The organism is Streptomyces sp. NEAU-W12 (assembly GCF_026242095.1).
Classification (GTDB): Bacteria; Actinomycetota; Actinomycetes; order Streptomycetales; family Streptomycetaceae; genus Streptomyces.
On record NZ_JAPJDM010000004.1, the window covers coordinates 145,034 to 162,842 of the forward strand.

Sequence of the window (17,809 nt, forward strand, 5' to 3'; positions counted from 1 at the left end):
CCGGCCGCCCACCCCGACATCCGAACCTCTCGCGGAAAGCACCCATGCACCAGCACCCGTCGTCCCGTACCCCGCTGTCCCGCAGATCCGCCCTCACCGCCCTCGCGGCGGTCGGCACCCTGCTGCTGAGCGCCTGCTCCGACACCTCCGCCACCTCCGCCACCGACACCCCCGCGTCCGCCACGGGCACCCCCGTCGACGGCGGCACCCTGCGCTACGCCGTCGCCGGATCACCCGCCACCGCCGGTGACGACCCGCACGGCGGCCTCGGCAACGAGTCCGACGTCCTGCGCTTCGCCCTGACCTACGACGTCCTGACCGTCCCCGGCGAGGACGGGAGGACCCGACCGCGCCTCGCGACGTCGTGGAAGCCCAACGACGCCATGGACCGCTGGACCCTCACCCTGCGCGAGGACGCCCGCTTCACCGACGGCGAGCCGGTGAGCGCCGCCGACGTGCTGTACTCCCTGCGGCGCATCAGCGGCAAGGCCGCCGAGAACTACGGCCGGCTCGCCGACTTCGACATGGCGAAGTCCACCGCCCCCGACGAGCACACCGTCGTCCTGGCCACCCGCGCCCCGATGGCCGACGCGCCCCGGGCCCTGGAATCCGTCACCTTCGTCGTCCCGGAGGGCACCAAGGACTTCTCCCGCCCCGTCACCGGCTCGGGTCCGTACCGGGTGGAGCGGACCGGCGCCCAGAGCACCGCCCTGACCCGCAACGAGAAGTGGTGGGGCGAGCGCCCGCACCTGGACAGGATCGAGATCCAGGCCGTCGCCGACCCCCAGGCACGTGCCGACGCCGTCGCCTCCGGGCAGGCCGACGTCGCCGGCAGCGTCAGCCCCGCCGCGGTCAAGAGCGCCGGCTCCTCGGCGAAGACCCGGGTCGTCCGGCGCGACGGAGTCACCGAGTACCCGTTCGTCATGCGCCTGGACACCAAGCCGTTCGACGACCCCAGGGTCCGTGAGGCGTTCCGCCTCGCCGCCGACCGCAAGGCCCTGGTCGACACCGTGTTCCTCGGCTACGGCAAGGTCGCCAACGACCTCCCCACCCCCTACGACCCCTCGGCCCCCGACGACCTGCCGCAGCGCGCCCGCGACGTGACGAAGGCCAGGAAGCTGCTGGCCGAGGCGGGCCACGCCGACGGACTGTCCGTCACCCTGCACACCACCACCTCCTACCCCGGCATGGACACCGCCGCCACCCTCTACGCCCAGCAGCTCGCCGACATCGGCGTCGACGCCGAGGTGAAGGTCGAGCCGGCGGACACCTACTGGACCGCCGTCTACGCCAAGAAGGCGTTCTACACCGGCTACTACGGCGGCATCTCCTTCCCCGACCTGGTCCGCGTCGGGCTGCTGTCCGACTCCCCGACCAACGAGACCGCCTGGCGCAGCAAGACCTTCGACGACGGCTTCGCCCGGGCCATGTCGACCGCGGACGAGGCACGGCGCGAGGAACTGCTCTCCGGCATCCAGCGGGAACTGTGGAAGGACGGCGGCTACGTCGTCTGGGGCACCGGCGACGGCCTGGACCTCGCCGCGCCCGGCGTGCGCGGACTGCCCGACGGGCCCGGCTTCCAGCGCATGTTCATCGACCAGGTGTGGATGGCCAAGTGACGCTGCGCGCTGTCGGCCGTGCCCTGCGCCCGGTCTGCCGGGCCGCGGTCCTGGCCGTCGCCGCCACGGCCGTGGTCTTCACGGCCACCGAACTGCTCCCCGGCGACGCCGGGGAGCTGAGGACGACGGGCAGGGCCACCCAGGAGGACGTCGCGGCGGAGCGGGAGCGTCTCGGGCTGGACCGGCCGGCCGCGGTGCGCTACCTCGACTGGCTGTACGGCCTGGTCCGGGGGGACCTGGGACGCTCACTGGCGGGCGGCAGGCCGGTGGCGACGCTGTTCGCCGAGCGGCTGCCCGCCACCGCCGCCCTGGTCGCGGTGGCGCTGGCGCTCACCGTGCTGCTGACCGCGACCGCCCTGACCGTCACGTACCTGCGCGGCGGCCGGGGCGGCTCGGCCGCCACCGGACTGGCCGCCGTGCCGCAGCCGGTCCACGCGGCGGTGCTCGGCGCGGTCCTGGCGGGGCTGCTGGGCTGGCTGCCCCCGGTGTCCCTGCTGCCGCCGGGCGGCTCGCTCCTGGCGGACCCCCGGCTCCTGGTGCTGCCCGCTCTCACCCTGGCGCTGCCCTCGGCCGCGTTCGCCACCGCCCTGCTGCGCGGGGCGCTGGGCGACGCCCTGCGCCGCCCGCACGTCGCCGACGCGCGGCTGCGCGGACTGCCCGCCCCGCTCGTGCTGCACCGGCACGTCCTGCCCTTCCTGTACGCGCCGGCGCTCCAGGTGACGGCCCTGCTGGCCGGAGGCCTCGTGGCGGGAACCGCCCTGGCGGAGACCCTGTTCGGCTATCCGGGCACCGGGCAGCTGCTGGTGTCCGCCGTCGCGGTGCGCGACGTGCCCGTCATCCAGGCCGCGGCCCTCCTCCCGGCCCTCGTCCTGCTGCTGGGCATGCTCCTGGCCGACCTGGCCGACCGCCGCACCGCGGTGCCGGGTCCCGCGGGGAACACCGGCCCGTCGGTGCCGGGCACCCCGTCGGTGCCGGATGCGGGGAGGACCGTGTGACCGGCAGGTCCTTGCCGCTCCTGTCCGGAGCCGTCCGCCCCCCGGTGTCCGTGGCCGCGGCCCTCACGCTGCTGGTGTGCGTGCCGCTCGGCCGGTACGCCGCCGCGCACCCACCGGAGCGGACGGTCGCCGCCCCGTGGACACCGCCCGGCGGACGCCATCCGCTGGGCACCGACGTCCTGGGACGCGACGTGCTGTCCCGCGTCCTGGCCGGGGGCACCCAGCTCCTGACCGTGTCCCTGCTCGCCGCGGTCGCCGCCGTCGTCTGCGGCACGGGCCTCGGGCTGGCCGCGGGCTGGTCGGGCGGCCGCACCGCCCGCACCGCACGGGCCCTGTGCGACGTGCTGCTGGCCGTCCCCGCCCTGGTCCTGGCGCTGGTCCTGGCCACCGCCCTGCCCGGGGCGACGGCGGTCGTCGTGGCGTCGGTACTCGCGGGAGCCCCGCTCACCGCGCGGGTCGTCGGCACGCAGTGCGCGCAGCTGCGCGACAGCGGGCACGTGCACGCCGCCGTCGAGCGCGGCGAGCGCACACCCGCCGTCCTGTTCCACGAGGTACTGCCCGCCCTGCGCCGCCTGGTCGCCGCCGACGCCGGGCTCCGGCTCGTCACGGCACTGCAGATCGCCGCGGCCCTCGCCGTGCTCGGCCTGGGGCCCCAGCCCCCGGACCCCGACTGGGCCCTGATGCTCAGCGAGAACCTGCCCGGCGCCGCGCTCAACCCCTGGGCGCTGCTGGCGCCCGCGCTTCCCCTGGCGGGCTGCGCCTGGGTGTTCGCCGCGGCGGCCCGGACGGCCGCCCGGGCTCCGGGGGAGGCGGCATGACGGCCCGCGTCCCCGACGAGTTCGTTCCTCCCAATGCCCCGCTGCTGGCGGCCGAGGGCCTGACCGTTCGCCGTGCCCCGGACGAGGCCACCGTCCTGCCACCGGTCGACCTCCGCGTCGGCCCGGGGGAGGTGCTGGCCGTCACCGGCGCGTCCGGTGCCGGCAAGTCCACGCTGCTGCGGGCCCTGCTCGACGTCCTCCCGGACGGACTGCACCGCGCGGCGGGCACCGTGCGCTGGCGCGGCGCGACGGTGCCGCAGGGCCGGGCGGCCAGGCGGTGGCGGCGTGCCCGGTGCGGCTGGCTGGCGCAGGACCCCGGCGCGGCCCTCCATCCGCTGTGGCGCGTGGACCGGCTGATCGGCGAGGAGTTCACCGGTGACGCCGCCGCCCGCGCCCGGCGGGTCGAGGCCCTGATGGACCGACTGGGCCTCGCCCCGGGGCTCGCCTCCCGGCGGGCGGGGGAACTCTCCGGCGGACAGGCCCAGCGGGTCGCCCTGGCCCGAGCCCTGTGCGCCGAGCCGGAGCTGCTCGTCCTGGACGAACCGACCTCGGCGCTGGACCGCGCGACGGCCGGGCTGGTGACCGAGGCGGTGCGCTCCCTCCGTGGGGCCCCCGGCCGGTGCGTCGTCCTGGTCACGCACGATGCCCGGCTGGCCGCGGAACTGGCCGACCGGACACTGGTGCTCTCCGCCGACGCGGGTACGGCGTCCTCCCGCGCGGACGCCGCCGCGCGGCACACGCCGCGTGCGACCGCCGTACGCGGACGGATGACGCGCACCCCCCGGAAGGAGCCGCTCCGCCCACCCACCGGTCCCGCGCCGCCCCGGGCCGGGCGTCCGCCCCGCACGGCGGGCCCCGCCCCGACTGCGGCCCCCGTGCTGTCGGCGCGGGGCCTGACCCTGCTCACTCCGGACGGCACACCGCTGCTCGACGCCGGCGACCTGGACCTTCCGGCGGGCGGCTGGCTGGCCGTCACGGGACCGTCGGGCAGCGGCAAGACAACCCTGCTGCACGCCCTCGCGGGCCGCCGCCCACCGGCAGACGGACAGCTGCTGCTGCACGGACGTCCGCTGCCCGCCGGGACCCGCTCGCGTGACCGGCGGACGCTGCGCGCCGTCCAACTGGCCGGACAGGACACGGTGGCGGAACTCAACCCGGCGCACACCGCCGGCCGGGCGGTGGCCCGGCCGCTGAAGGTGTTCCACGGCACGACCGCAGCGGCCGGGCGGGAACGCGTACGGGAACTCCTCGAAGCCGTGGGACTGCCCGCCGGGCTGGCCGGCCGCAGACCGGTGGCACTCTCCGGCGGCCAGCGCCGCCGGGTCGTCCTCGCCCGGGCGCTCGCCGCCGACCCCGACGTGCTGCTGCTGGACGAACCCACCGCGGGCCTGGACCCGGACTCGGCACGACACGTCCTCGACCTGCTGGACCGGCTGCGGGAGAACGGCCTTGCCGTCCTGACCGTCACGCACGACGCGGACACGGCCGACCGCGCCGACCGCGTCCTCCACCTGACCGGGCGCCGCCTGGCCCCCGGCTGCCCCGCACCCCTGCCCTCCGGGCATCCCCCCGACGAGAGAACGGAGTACTCCGGTGTCCCACGACACGACGGCTGAACACACCAGCCGGATCGCGGACCTGCTGGCCGCCCATCCCTGGGTGGCCCGGGCACGCACCGCACCCGACGGCGGCGTCCGGGCCGTCCCGCATCCGGACGCCGTGGCCGCCTCGCCCGAGCCGGGCCCCCTGCTGCGCGAGCACCTCGAGCAGTGGACCGAGGTCTACGAGTGGGTGTACGAGACGGCCGAGGGGCGGCACGCCGACGACCTGGACCTGTCCGGGTGGCGGGCGTCCGACACCGGAGCGCCGCTGCCCGAGGCCCACATGCGCGACTGGGTGGACCGCACGGTGGACCTCGTCCTGGCCCAGCGCCCGGCGCGGCTGCTGGAACTCGGCTGCGGCACCGGTCTGCTCGCCCACCGCCTGCACCCGCACCTGGACGGGTACGTCGGCACCGACGTCGCCCAGGTCGCGGTGGACCGCCTCACCGGCGCCGGCCTGCCCCGCACCGCGTTCGTCCGGGCCGCCGCCCACGAGGCGGCCGCCTCCCGGGTGCGGGAGACCATGGACGCCGTCTTCGGCCCCGACGCGCTCCCCGACTGCCTGCTGCTCAACTCGGTCACCCAGTGCTTCCCCGACCTGGCCTACCTGACGGCCGTGCTGCACGGGGCACTGTCCACCGTCGAGGACGGCGGCACCGTGATCGTCGGGGACATCCGGCACTCCGGCCTGCTGCTCGACCACTTCGGACGGCTGGAACGGGCCCGTGACCCCGAGGCGGACGACACGACGGTCGCCGCCAGGGCCGCGGCCGCCGCCGAGGCGGACGAGGAACTGTCCTTCACCCCCGCGGCCGTCGCCGCGGCGGTGGCGGCCCAGCCGCGGCCGGTCCGCATGAGTGTGCACGCCCGCACCATGGCCGAGGACACCGAACTCACCCGCTACCGCTACGACGTCGTCCTGCGCGTCGGCCCGCCCGCCGGAGGCCCGGGCACCCGGCAGGTGCGCCGCACGTCCTGGGGCGGACACCGGGGGAGCGGTGTCCGGGAAGCGCTGCGCGACGCGCTCGGCAAAGGCCCCGTCGTCGTCCACGGGATCCCCAACGCGCTTCTCCACGACGCTCCCGGGGCGGTGACCCCGTACGCCCTGCGCGAGGCCCTGGAGGGAGAGGACGCCGCCGTGCTGCTCGACGTCGCCGACCCGCGCATGCTGGCCGTGGCGGCTCCCGCGGACTGCGCGCCCGCCGCCGCGGACGCCCCGGCGCCCTCCGGTCCGACCGCCCACGAGCCGTTCCCCCTGTTCGTGCGGCGCCGCCTGCCCGAGGTCCTGCGCGACCACCTGCGCCGGATCGAGCCGGACACGACACCACCGGCGATCACCGTGGTGGACGTCGTCGAGGACGGCCACTCGTGAACGGGGCCCTCACCGACGAGATCCTCACCGGACTGCCCGGTGTGACGGACTGGCACCTGGTGCGCGACGGCCGGCAGGACACCCTGCTGGTGGCGGGCCCGCCACCGGACACGCGGCCGCCGACCGGCCCGGCCCGAGACGACGCCCGCACCGCGGGCCGGGCCGCGGACGCCGGTGACACCGCCGTACGCGGTACCGATCCGGCCACCCTCCCCGCACTGATGCGGCAGCTCGACGAGACGGCGCTGCTGACGACGGCCCGCGTGCTCGACCGGACCCGGCTGTTCCGCGACGGCGGCCGGCGCGGCACCGACGAGATCCTCGAAGCCCTGGCGGTCGCACCCCGGCACGCGTGGATCGTACGGCGCTGGCTGGCCACGCTGACCGCGGAGGGCCGGCTCCGGCTGGACGCGGCGACGGGCCGCTACCACTCCCTCACGGTGCCGGACCGCCGCGACCACGCCCGGGCGCTGCGCGAGCTGGACGGCGCCTGCCGGGGCCTGGGCTACCCGGCGTCCATGACCCGCTTCTTCCGGGCCGCGGCCGAACGGCTCACGCTGCTGCTCCAGGACCGCACGTCACTGCAGGAGGTCCTCTTCCCCGACGGGGAGACGAGCACCGCGCAGGGCAACTACCGCGACAGCGTCCCCAGCCGGTGGGCCAACCACGCCGCGGCGTCCCTGATCAGGGACGAGGCCGGCCGCCGGACGGCACCGGCTCCCCTGCGCGTCCTGGAGGCGGGCGCCGGCGTGGGCGGCACCACCGGCACCGTCCTGGAGGCGCTCGGCGACACGCCCGTCGACTACCTGTTCACGGATGTCTCCCCGTTCTTCCTGCGGACGGCCAGGGAGGTCTTCGGCGACCGCCCCGGCCTGCGCCACGCCCTGTTCGACATCCAGGCCGACCCGCTCGAGCAGGGCCTGGAGCCGGGATCCCGGGACGTCGTCCTGGCGGCGAACGTCCTGCACAACGCACGGCACGCCGGACGCTGTCTGGCGGCCCTGCGGGAACTGCTGGCGCCCGACGGGCTGCTGGTCCTGGTCGAGTCGTGCCAGGAGCACTACCAGGCGCTCACCTCCATGTACCTGCTGATGTCACCCGCGCCCGGTGAGCAGGGCTGGTTCACGGACCTGCGAGCCGGCCAGGACCGGGTCTTCCTCACCGCCGGGGAGTGGACGCGGCAACTGGACGCGGCGGGCTTCGACCCCCTGCCCGTCCTGCCGCACGAGGGGCATCCCCTCGCCGCGGCCGCGGGCCAGCGTGTCATCGCGGGCCGTGTCAGGCCCCACGGTGCCCGCCCGGATCCCGCCCGCGTCCGCGCCGCACTCGCCGACCGCCTGCCCCCTTCCCTCCCCCCGCCACGGGTCCATGCCGTGGACGACGTCATCCGCCCCACCACCCCGACTGGAGCACCCCGTTGACCTCAGCACCCGCCCCCGAGCACACCGCCGCCGTCCAGCAGGCCCCCGCCGGCCTGGTCGACGCCGTCCGCGCCGTGTGGGCCGACGCCCTGGAGACCGACCTGGCCGCCGTACCGGCGGACGCCAGCTTCCTGAGCCTGGGAGGCGACTCCGTCCTGGCCGTCCGGATGGCCGCGATGCTCCGCAAACGGCTGGGCACACCGCTGGCGCTGGCGGACGTCCGGGTCGAGCAGAGCGCGGCCCAGCTCGCCGCCCTCGTCCACGAACGCAGCACCGGGTCGGGAACGGGCGCACTGCGCCCGCTGCCCCTGGACCTGCGCCGGCGCGAGGACCCGGAGGCCCCGTTCCCGCTCCTCCCGCTCCAGCAGGGCTACTTCGTGGGCCAGCAGGACGCCTGGGAGCTGTCCTACCGCTCCGCACACCACTACGTGGACATCGGGCTGGAGGACATCGACGCCGACGAGGCCCCCGAGGCGCTGCAGGACGCCCTGGAACGCCTGGCCGAGCACCAGGCCGTCCTGCGGGCCCGCGTCCTGCCCGACGGCCGGCAGCGCATCCTGCCCCTGGACGATCCTCAGGCGGTCCCGCAGCTCCGGGTCACCGACCTGCGCGACGCCGACGAGGGGACGGCCGCGGCCCGGCTCGCGGAGATACGCCACGAGATGAGCACCGAGGGCCCCGACCCCTCCCGGGGCTGCGGTCTGGACATGCGCCTGACGCTGATGCCCGGCGACCGCGCCCGGCTGCACTCCTCGACCAGTCTGCTGATCATCGACGGCTGGTCCTCGGGCGTCTTCTACCGCGACCTGTTCGCCCTGGTCTCCGACTACAACGCCGTTCTCGCGCCGCTGGACATCGACTACGGCGACTACGTGACGACCCTGCGGGACCTGCCCGGCACCGAGGCGTGGCAGCAGGACCGCGACTGGTGGTGGGACCGCCTCGACGGCTTCCCGCTGCCGCCCGCGCTGCCGCTGGTGGCCGACGCCGGGGAGGTGCGCCCCACGCTGATGGGCACCCGGCAGGCGGTGCTCGATCCGGAGCGCTGGTCGCGGCTGCGCCGCTTGTGCACCGGGCACGGTGTGACCCCGTCCGCCGCGATGTTCGCCGCGTTCACGGCCGCCGTCGCCCGGGCCTGCGGTCACCGTCGTTTCCTGCTCAACACCCTGCAGTTGAACCGCCTTCCGCTCCACCCCGACGTGTCCCGCCTGGTGGGGGCCTTCTCCTCCACCATGCTCCTGCCGGTCGACCTGCCGGCGGCCCCCGTCTTCGCCGACCTCGCCGGCCGTGCCCAGCAGGACATCGGTGACGCCCTCGCCCACAACCTGATCACCGGCGTGGAGGTCTCCCGCGAACTGGGCCGCCGCCGGGGCACCCACCGTCCGGTGGCGCCGGTCGTCTTCCAGTCCACCCTGGGCGTGGACGCGGCGCTGGGCAGTGAGGTGCCCCAGGAGGCCGGACCACTGGGGGTGATCGACCTGCTGAGCCACCACCAGCAGCTGCGGACTCCCCAGGTGGCCCTGGAGGTAAGGCTGTTCGAGCTGCGCGGTGAGCTGGTGGTCGTCTTCTCGCTGGTGGAGGAGCTGTTCGCGGCAGAGGACGTCGACCGGATGTTCGGCGATCTCATGGCCACCGTGGAATCACTGGTCGAGCCGGACGGCTGGTCCGCCGTGGTCGAACTGCCCGACGCGGTCGACGGCGAGCAGACGGAGCCGGCCCGGCAGGCGCCCGGCCGGCGCCTGTCCGTCCCCGCGGCGGCGGTCGGCGCGGCGGAGCCGGGACCGCCCGAGGACGACACGGAGCGAGCCGTCGCGGCGCACTGGCAGAAGCTGCTGGACTGCCCGGTGGACGAGCGCACTGCCGACTTCTTCGCGCTCGGTGGCGACTCGCTGCTCGCGATGCGGATGCTCGGGTCGCTCGCACGGGAGGGGCTGGGGCGGGTGGCGCCCCGCCGCTTCCTCCGGCAGCCCACGGTGGCCGGACTCGCCGCCGCCCTGCGTGAGCCGGACGACCGGTGACGAAGGTGCGGCGGGGGCACGTCCGCCCCCGCCGCACCCCGGTGTCAGCCGCCCAGTTCGGCGTCCTCGCGGAAGAGTTCCTGGTCGAGCCAGACCGCGGCACGGGCGCCGTCGGCGGCACCGGTGATCACGAAGGTGAGGGCGTCCGGCAGCGCCTCCAGCCGGGCGGTGTCGCCGGCCGCGTACACACCGGGCACGGACGTGCGCTGGAACTCGTCCACCCGCACGCAACCGTCCGGCAGTATCCGGCACCCCAACTCCTCGGCCAGCGGGGAGTGCTGGCGGGTGGGCGCCCGATGGTAGACGCCCTGCCGCTCGAGCACCCGCCCGTCGGCGAGGACCAGGCGGACGGCGCCCTCCTCGCCCTCGACGCGGGCCACGGCCGTCTCCTCCACGGCGATCCCGGCGTCGGCGAGCCTGCCCGCGGCCTGCTCGGGCACCGGATGCCCGTTGGTGCACACGATCACGTCGGGACTGAAGCGGTCGGCGAGGTACAGGGCCTGCATGACCTGCGGCAGTTCGTGCCCCAGGACGGCCAGGCTCATCCCGCTGGTCTCCCAGCCGTGGCAGAACGGGCAGTGGTACACCCCCCGGCCGAACAACGCGGGCAGTCCCTCCACCTGCTCGTCGAGCACGTCGACCTGCCCCGTGGCGAGGACCAGCTTCCGGGTCCGCTCCACGGTGCCGTCGGCCAGCGTCAGGGCGAACCCCTGCGGCTCGGGCACGGCGGCCGTGACGGTGGCCTCACGTACGGCCACGTTCGGGTAGGCGGTGAGCTGTTCCCTGCCGATGCGGCGCAGTTCGGCGGGCGGGAAGCCGTCACGGCTGAGGAACATGTGCATCCGCGCCGCGGGCGCGTTGCGGGGGCGGCCCGAGTCCAGCAGGAGGACCCGCCTGCGCTGCCGCCCGGACACCAGCGCCGCGTTGAGACCGGCGGGCCCCGCGCCCACCACGATCACGTCGAACATCGTCGTCACTTCCTTCTCTGCACGGTAAATAATGACTACGATAATAATTATCATTTTCATCAAGAGGATCGGTGGGACATGGCGGGAATACCGGCGCGGCACCTGGAGGCCGTCGGCGTCATAGGCGGTTACGGAGCAGTCGGCAGCGCGGTCGTACGACGGCTCCACCGGGCGGGTGTCCACCCGCTGCTGGTGGCCGGCCGGGATCGGGGCCGGGCGGAAGCGCTGATCGCCGGCCTCCCGGAGGGCGGCCCGGAGGTGAGCGCGCTGGCCGTCGACCTGACCGACCCCCGTTCGCTGGACCGCTTCGCGGCGGGCTGCCGGCTCGTCGTCAACTGCGCGGGCCCCTCGTACCGTGTCCTCGACACGGTCGCGCGGGCCGCGCTGCGGGGCGGCGCGGACTACGTCGACGCGGCCGGTGACGACCCGGTCCACCACCTGTTGTCGGCCGACGGGGGCACCGGACGGTGGGCGGCGGCCGGGCGCGCGGCCGTGCTGTCCGCCGGCGCGCTTCCGGGCCTGTCGTCGCTGCTGCCCCGCGCCCTGGCCGCCCGCGCCACCGGTGCCGTCGCACTGGACGCCTACGTCGGGGGTGTCGCGCCGCTCACCCCGGCCGCCGCCGGTGACGTGCTGCTCGGCCGGGGACCGGAGCACGGCACGCCGGCGGCCGCCTGGCAGGAGGGCCGGACGCGGGAGCGCGCGCTGGCACCCCGCCGGGGCGTGCGGCTCGACGCCTTCCCCGCAGCCGTCGACGCCTTCCCCTTCCTGTCCACCGAGGCCGTCCGGCTGGCCCGCGCCACGGGCATCGGCCGGGTGCGCTGGTACACCGTCTTCGGCGGCGGGCGCCTGGCCGAGGAACTGGCCATGGCGTGGGCGCTGGACAGCACGGAGACCGCCGACCTGGTCGCGGCGGCCGACGAGGACGTGCGGCGCCACGGGGCCTGGTACGGACAGGAGTTCCACCTCTGGGACGGAGCGGCGGACGGCCCGCCCACCACGAGGCTCGTCCTGCGCGCCGAGGACTCCTACGAGCTGAGCGGGTTCCTCGCCGCCGCGGCCGCTCTCCGGGTGCTCGACGACGAGATCGCTCCCGGTGTGCACTTCGCTGCGGACGTGCTCGACCCCCTGCGCGTCACCGAGGACCTGGCGGTCGACGGCGCGGCGGAACTCACGACACGGTGAGGGGCCGTGGGGGGGGGCCCCCCCGGGGGGGGGGGCGGGGGGGCGGGGGGCCGCGGGGGGGGGGGGCCCCCCGGGGGGGGCCCCCCCCCGGGGCGGGCGGTCTCGCAGATCACCCGGGCACCACCGGCCGGTCGGGAGCCGGTCCGGCGCTCGCCGGCCCGGGGCGGCAGCCGTCGCACACCCCCGTGAGTTCGACCGTGTGGTCCACCGCGTGGAACCCGATGTCACGGGCGACCCTCGCCACCCACTGTTCGACCTCCTCGGAGTCGACCGCCAGGCTGAGCCCGCACTCCCGGCAGACGAGATAGTGGCGGTGGCCGTCGTCCGGCCTGGGCCGGTAGAGGCGTTCACCGTCACTGTCACGTACCACGTCGACGTGTCCGGCCGCCTCCAGTAACCGGAGCGTGCGGTAGACGGTGCTCAGCCCCACCGCCGCGCCGTCCGTGACCAGGGCGGCGTGCAGGGTCTGCGCCGAGACGAAACCGTCACAGGCGCGCAGGGCCCCGAGGACCGCGGTCCGTTGCGGGGTGGTGCGCCACTCACCGGGGGCGGTTGTGTGCATGAGTGTGCCTCCCGTCGTGCAGGAAAGGCCGCCCGGGCCCGCTCGGCAGGCCCGGGCGGGCCCGGACGCCCGGCGGTTCCTAAACGGCCGCTGCCGGACTCCGGTGGTCGTGCTCGGGTCCGCAGACCTCTCCGGTGTCCCATGCGGGAAAGGGGTCGTCGGCGGGTACCCGTTCGCCGTCGGCCGCCAGGCATGCGGCGAGGGCGGCGCGCAGGCCCGGCTCCCGCAGGCCGACCCCGATGAACACCAGCTCCTGGGCGTGGGGCGCGTCCGCGTCCCTGACCCCGGACGGCTCGAAGCGGGCCACGGCCCCGGCCTGCGACCACAGGCCGGTCACGCCCTCGCGGCCGGCGAGCGTGAAGAAGCCCTTGGAACGCAGCACCCGACCGTACGCTCCGCTGTCCAGGTCCTCGGTGACGAAGGCCCACAGGCGTCCGGGATGGAACGGGGCGGGGGACCGGAAGACCAGGGAGGAGATGCCGTACTCCTCGGTCTCCGGAACGTGGTCGCCGTTGAGCTCCCGGACCCAGCCCGGGGCCTGCTGCGCGCGCTCCAGGTCGAACCGTCCGGTCGCCAGCACGTCGCGGACACCGACCCGGCCGTGCACCGCGGGAACCAGACGGGCCGTCGGGTTCAGCCGCGCCAGCACCCCGCGCACCCGGTCGGCGTCGGCTTCGCCGACCAGGTCCAGCTTGTTGAGCACGAGTACGTCGGCGAACTCGACCTGGTCGATCAGCAGGTCGCTCACGGTGCGCTCGTCGCCCTCGTAGGGGGCCAGCCCCCGTTCGGCGAGGTCGTCCCCGGTCCCCAGTTCGGCGAGGAAGTTGGCGGCGTCCACGACGGTGACCATGGTGTCCAGCCGGGCCACATCGTCCAGGGTGGCTCCGTCGTCGCGGGCGAAGGCGAAGGTGGCCGCCACGGGCATCGGCTCGGAGATGCCGCTCGATTCGATGAGCAGGTAGTCGAAGCGGCCCTCCCGGGCGAGCCGGTCGACCTCCTCCAGCAGGTCGTCCCGCAGCGTGCAGCAGATGCAGCCGTTGGTCATCTCCACCAGGCGTTCCTCGGTGCGGGAGAGCGCCGCCTCGCCCCCGCGCACGAGGGCGGCGTCGATGTTGACCTCGCTCATGTCGTTGACGATCACCGCCACGCGCAGGCCCTCGCGGTTGGTGAGGACGTGGTTGAGGAGCGTCGTCTTGCCGGCGCCGAGGAAGCCCGACAGCACGGTGACGGGCAGGTGCCGCGTGGGCATCGGTGTCAGTCCTCCGGACGCAGCAGGCCGCGCCGGTAGGCGGGCACGAGGTGCTGGGGTACCCGGTAGGTCACACCGTCCACCGTGACCGGCACCAGATTCGGGGTGCTCGCCTTCCACTGGGCGCGGCGGTGACGGGTGTTGCTGCGGGACATCTTGCGCTTGGGCACGGCCACGAGCGGTTCCTCTCGGTCGGGACGGTCGTACGGCGCGCTGCGCGCCGCCGACGGGCAGGGGGAGTGGCTCGACCGGGTCGGAGGTCGTCGGCCACGACACCGCACCGGGGAGGCACCGACAGCATACGACAACGGTTTTCATGTGCGATAGTCGTCCGTGTCCGGAGGGCCGTGCGATTCACTCGCGTCGAGGCGCCCCGTCCCGCCCCCGGTGCGGCAGGAGGCGGGGAGCCGGTCGCCCACCGGCGGCTGCCCGGTGGGCCGGCGGGAGGTGGACCCCCGCTCAAAAACGCGTGCTCCCCCGAGGCGTGCGGCCCCGCCGGTGGGGGGTCCCGCCGGTCGTGACGGCGGGTACCGGCTGCCTCCCGGCCCGTCCGGGCACGACTGTCGCGGTCGAGGGCGGGGCCCTCCGCGGCCCACGGACCCGCAACGAGCTGCCCGCGGGTCCGGTGCCGGTGCGGAACCGGTGCGCGACCGGACCGCAGGCTCCAGGTCGGACGCGGACGTGGCAGCGCGTTCGTCAGGGCCCGCCGGGGCCCGCCCTCAGGCCGGGGCTCTCCGGGCCAGGACCGTGGGGTGAACGCGCAAGCGGTCACCGGGCCGGCCGTCGGGCGCCACCTGCTCCCGCCCGCCCGACCGAACGGATCCTTGCTTGAAGTATTGACCGTCCGTTGCCGCGAGCCTACGTTGACCGCGTCCTGAGAGCGCTCTCAGAAAGGTCGCCCATGAGATTCCGTAGACGTCTGGCGCTACTGTCGGCGGCCGCCCTGGCCGCCACGGGTCTGGCGGCCACCGTCGGCGGCGGTGTCGCCTCCGCCGCCACCATCGAGGTGGGCAAGGGGAGTTACAGCGACGAGCGTCCGGCCGGGAGCAAGGGTCCGACCAACAGCGACGGCCGGCCCGTCGAGCCCAAGGTCACGCCCGCCATGGCGGACAAGCCGGTACCGACCAACGACTGGTGGTCCTCGCTGGTCTTCCAGCGGTTCTCCGGCAACCCCTGGTCGGAGAACATGTACGGACACCCCCTCACCTACAAGGCGGTGTCCGGCGGTCTGGAGGTCGGCTACCCGACCACCCACCGGATCGTGGGCGACGGCCGCCAGTACGAGCTGCCGCACAAGGCCGACCTGACCCTCGGCCTGGCGGGCCTCGACTCCCCGGACGCCAAGGCGGACGGGTGGAGCGACTGGACCGTCACCCCGTACTGGAACGACGGTGCGCGCACCCTGCGGGCGACCATCGGCCACGGCCTGCCGTACGTGTACGCGGAGGGCACCGGCGGCGCGGCACAGATCAGTGCCGCGGCCCCGCCGACCGTCTTCGCCGACCGGGGCGACGTCCTCGGCGTCACCATCTCGGGCCACCACTACGCGCTGTTCGCCCCGAGCGGCAGCGACTGGACCGTCTCCGGCAACGAGATCCGTGCCGACCTCGGGACCGAGGACTACTTCTCCCTGGCGGTCCTCCCCGACCGGGAGGCGCTCGCCGACTACGAGAAGTACGCCTTCAGCTTCGTGACCGGCTCCGAGGTGGACTGGGACTACCGGGAGGGCGAGGGCGAGGTCGAGGCGACCTACACGCTGACCACCGAGGCGAAGCAGGGCGGGCAGACCGGCACCCTCCAGGCGCTCTACCGCCACCAGTGGCTGCACACCTCCGACCCGCTGACCGACCACAGGTACGTCTCGTCGCGCGGCGAGATGAAGGTCCGCGAGGGCACGTCGTTCACCACCACGCAGAAGGTGAACGGGGTCCTGCCGGGGCTGCCGAGCGCCCCGGGCGTCGACGAGGCGAAGCTCAGGACCTACATCGACGCCGTACTGGCGCAGGACGATCCGTTCAGCGGCGCCACCGACACCTACTGGACCGGCAAGGCGCTGGGCAAGCTCGCCCAGCTCGTGCCGATCGCCGAGCAGATCGGTGAGACGGCGAACCGCGACAAGCTCCTCCGGCTCATCAAGGCCCGCATGGAGGAGTGGTTCACCGCCGGCGGCCCGTCCGAGTTCTCCTACGACAAGGACTGGCGCACCCTCATCGGCTACCCGGCCTCCTACGGCAGCGACCAGGAGCTGAACGACCACCACTTCCACTACTCGTACTACGTGATGGCGGCGGCGACCGTGGCGCAGTACGACCCGCAGTGGGCCGCCGACTCCGAGTGGGGCGGCATGGTCGGGGAACTCATCAAGGACGCCGCCAACCCGGCCAGGGACGACACCGAGTACCCGTTCCTGCGCGGCTTCGACGTCTACGCCGGCCACAGCTGGGCCGCCGGCCACGAGGCCTTCGCCGCCGGCAACAACCAGGAGTCGTCCTCGGAGTCGATCAACCTGAGCGCCGGCCTGATCATGTGGGGCTCGGCCATGGGGGACGAGGCGCTGCGCGACCAGGGCGTCTACATGATGATGACCGAGTCGGAGTCGATCGCGCAGTACTGGTTCGACGCCGACCAGCAGGTCTACCCGGAGGACTTCACCCACGACGTCGTCGGCATGGTCTGGGGCAGCGGCGGCGCCTACTCCACCTGGTGGACCGCCAACCCCGAGGAGATCCACGGCATCAACTTCCTGCCCGTGACCGGTGGTTCGCTGAACCTGGCGAGGGAGAAGGACATGCTCCGCCGCAGCGTGGCCGAGATGCAGAGGGAGAACGGCGGCCCGGCCGTCGAGTGGCGCGACATCTTCTGGCAGGTCCAGGCGCTGTACGACCCGGCCGGGGCCATGGCGGCCTGGGACCGGGAGAACGGCGGCTACGTCCCCGAGGAGGGCGAGACGAAGGCCCACACCTACCACTGGGTCTCCACGATGAACTCCATCGGTGCGCCGGACATGACCGTCACGGCCAACACGCCCACGGCCGTCGCCTTCGACAAGAACGGCACCACGACGTACGCCGCGCACAACTACGGAGCCGAGCGGTGCTCGGTGCTGTTCTCCGACGGCGGCGTGCTGAACGTCCCGGCGAAGTCGACCGCGTCCGGAGCGGGCGACGACACCCGGCTCGGGACGCTCTGCGGCGCCGCGGACGGCGGCGGGCAGGAGCCGCCCCCGGCCGACGACAGGCCCACCGCGCCCGGCACCCCGGTCGCGAGCGACGTCACCGACACCTCCGTCGAGCTGACCTGGGACGCGGCGACCGACGACAAGGGCGTCAAGGACTACGACGTCCTCCGCGACGGCACGAAGATCGCCACGGTCACCGGGACCACCCACACCGACACCGGGCTGGCCCCCGGCACCGAGCACACCTACAGCGTCAAGGCCCGCGACACCGCTGGCCAGGTCGGTCCGGCGAGCGGCACCGTGACCGTCACCACCACAGGTGATGCTCCTCCTCCGCATGTCACGGGCGACACCTTCTACCTGCGGTCGGGCGGCGGGCTCGCCACCCGGGCGGCCGCGACGGGCTCCTTCGACACCGTCCCGTCCGCCGGCGGCACGAACAACGACGGAACACCGAAGAACCCGCTCGTCTACGAGGTGAAGAACGTCAAGGGCACCCTGAAGCCGGGCTCCGGCACGGCCTTCACCCTCAAGACGGACGCCGGCACCTTTGTCGGGCACGCCCAGCAGGCCCGGGTGTCGTACGACCTGACCGGTGACGGCACGTTCGACCGCGTCGAAACGTTCCGCTACTTCGCCACCGATCCGGTCCCCGGCTGGGAGGAGTACTCCTCGGCCCGGCAGGGGCCGCACTCCGCCTCGGGCACCCCGGGCGACCTGAACGGCGGCACCGTCCGCGTGGAGGTCTGGAACGCGCTGGGCAACGGCCCGTCCACCCTCCGGGTGGGCACGGACTCCGTCCTCACCATCCCGTTCACCTGATCAG

Annotated in this window: 13 protein-coding genes; 9 read left to right on the forward strand and 4 right to left on the reverse strand. The window is 74.7% G+C overall.

Going from position 1 to position 17,809, the window contains the following annotated elements; all coding sequences use genetic code 11:
• Positions 1-44 precede the first annotated feature (44 nt).
• Genes ORI94_RS06820 through ORI94_RS06850 form a run of 7 tightly spaced genes read left to right on the forward strand, consistent with a single transcriptional unit; the run spans position 45 to position 9,844 of the window.
• On the forward strand, positions 45-1,619 hold the full coding sequence (locus ORI94_RS06820) for an ABC transporter substrate-binding protein (RefSeq protein ID WP_266073458.1): 1,575 nt from the start codon (positions 45-47) through the stop codon (positions 1,617-1,619).
• Entirely contained in the window at positions 1,616-2,614 is a 999-nt protein-coding gene (locus ORI94_RS06825; protein ID WP_266073459.1) for an ABC transporter permease, read from the forward strand. The genes ORI94_RS06820 and ORI94_RS06825 overlap by 4 nt, the downstream gene beginning before the upstream one ends.
• On the forward strand, positions 2,611-3,432 hold the full coding sequence (locus tag ORI94_RS06830; RefSeq protein ID WP_266073460.1) for an ABC transporter permease: 822 nt from the start codon (positions 2,611-2,613) through the stop codon (positions 3,430-3,432). Before ORI94_RS06825 ends, ORI94_RS06830 begins: the two co-directional genes overlap by 4 nt.
• A complete protein-coding gene (locus ORI94_RS06835) occupies positions 3,429-5,048 on the forward strand; it encodes an ABC transporter ATP-binding protein (protein WP_266073461.1) in 1,620 nt (539 codons plus the stop codon). The genes ORI94_RS06830 and ORI94_RS06835 overlap by 4 nt, the downstream gene beginning before the upstream one ends.
• A complete protein-coding gene (locus ORI94_RS06840; protein ID WP_266073462.1) occupies positions 5,026-6,405 on the forward strand; it encodes a methyltransferase domain-containing protein in 1,380 nt (459 codons plus the stop codon). Before ORI94_RS06835 ends, ORI94_RS06840 begins: the two co-directional genes overlap by 23 nt.
• The gene (locus tag ORI94_RS06845; RefSeq protein WP_266073464.1) at positions 6,402-7,826 is read left to right on the forward strand and encodes a class I SAM-dependent methyltransferase; all 1,425 of its coding nucleotides are present in this window, start codon (positions 6,402-6,404) and stop codon (positions 7,824-7,826) included. The genes ORI94_RS06840 and ORI94_RS06845 overlap by 4 nt, the downstream gene beginning before the upstream one ends.
• Positions 7,823-9,844: a condensation domain-containing protein gene (locus tag ORI94_RS06850; RefSeq protein ID WP_266073465.1), complete on the forward strand. Its 2,022-nt coding sequence runs from the start codon at positions 7,823-7,825 to the stop codon at positions 9,842-9,844. Before ORI94_RS06845 ends, ORI94_RS06850 begins: the two co-directional genes overlap by 4 nt.
• 44 nt (positions 9,845-9,888) lie before the next feature.
• Here ORI94_RS06850 and ORI94_RS06855 read toward each other — a convergent pair whose 3' ends face one another.
• Entirely contained in the window at positions 9,889-10,812 is a 924-nt protein-coding gene (locus tag ORI94_RS06855; RefSeq protein WP_266073466.1) for an NAD(P)/FAD-dependent oxidoreductase, read from the reverse strand.
• 78 nt (positions 10,813-10,890) lie between these two features.
• On the opposite strand from ORI94_RS06855, the gene ORI94_RS06860 reads away from it, so the two are divergent.
• The gene (locus tag ORI94_RS06860; protein ID WP_266073467.1) at positions 10,891-11,994 is read left to right on the forward strand and encodes a saccharopine dehydrogenase NADP-binding domain-containing protein; all 1,104 of its coding nucleotides are present in this window, start codon (positions 10,891-10,893) and stop codon (positions 11,992-11,994) included.
• Between the two features lie 109 nt (positions 11,995-12,103).
• Here ORI94_RS06860 and ORI94_RS06865 read toward each other — a convergent pair whose 3' ends face one another.
• The 3 genes from ORI94_RS06865 to rpmF all read right to left on the reverse strand — a co-directional run bounded on the left by ORI94_RS06865 (position 12,104) and on the right by rpmF (position 13,981).
• Positions 12,104-12,556, reverse strand: a complete 453-nt coding sequence (locus ORI94_RS06865; RefSeq protein WP_266073468.1) for a Fur family transcriptional regulator — start codon at positions 12,554-12,556, stop codon at positions 12,104-12,106.
• A gap of 79 nt (positions 12,557-12,635) precedes the next feature.
• Positions 12,636-13,805, reverse strand: a complete 1,170-nt coding sequence (locus tag ORI94_RS06870) for a GTP-binding protein (RefSeq protein WP_266073469.1) — start codon at positions 13,803-13,805, stop codon at positions 12,636-12,638.
• A gap of 5 nt (positions 13,806-13,810) precedes the next feature.
• Complete coding sequence (gene rpmF, locus ORI94_RS06875) at positions 13,811-13,981, reverse strand: 50S ribosomal protein L32 (protein WP_217131325.1); 171 nt, start codon at positions 13,979-13,981, stop codon at positions 13,811-13,813.
• A 725-nt stretch (positions 13,982-14,706) separates the two neighbouring features.
• Here rpmF and ORI94_RS06880 point away from each other — a divergent pair.
• Positions 14,707-17,805: a glycosyl hydrolase gene (locus ORI94_RS06880; RefSeq protein WP_266073470.1), complete on the forward strand. Its 3,099-nt coding sequence runs from the start codon at positions 14,707-14,709 to the stop codon at positions 17,803-17,805.
• Positions 17,806-17,809: the final 4 nt, after the last annotated feature.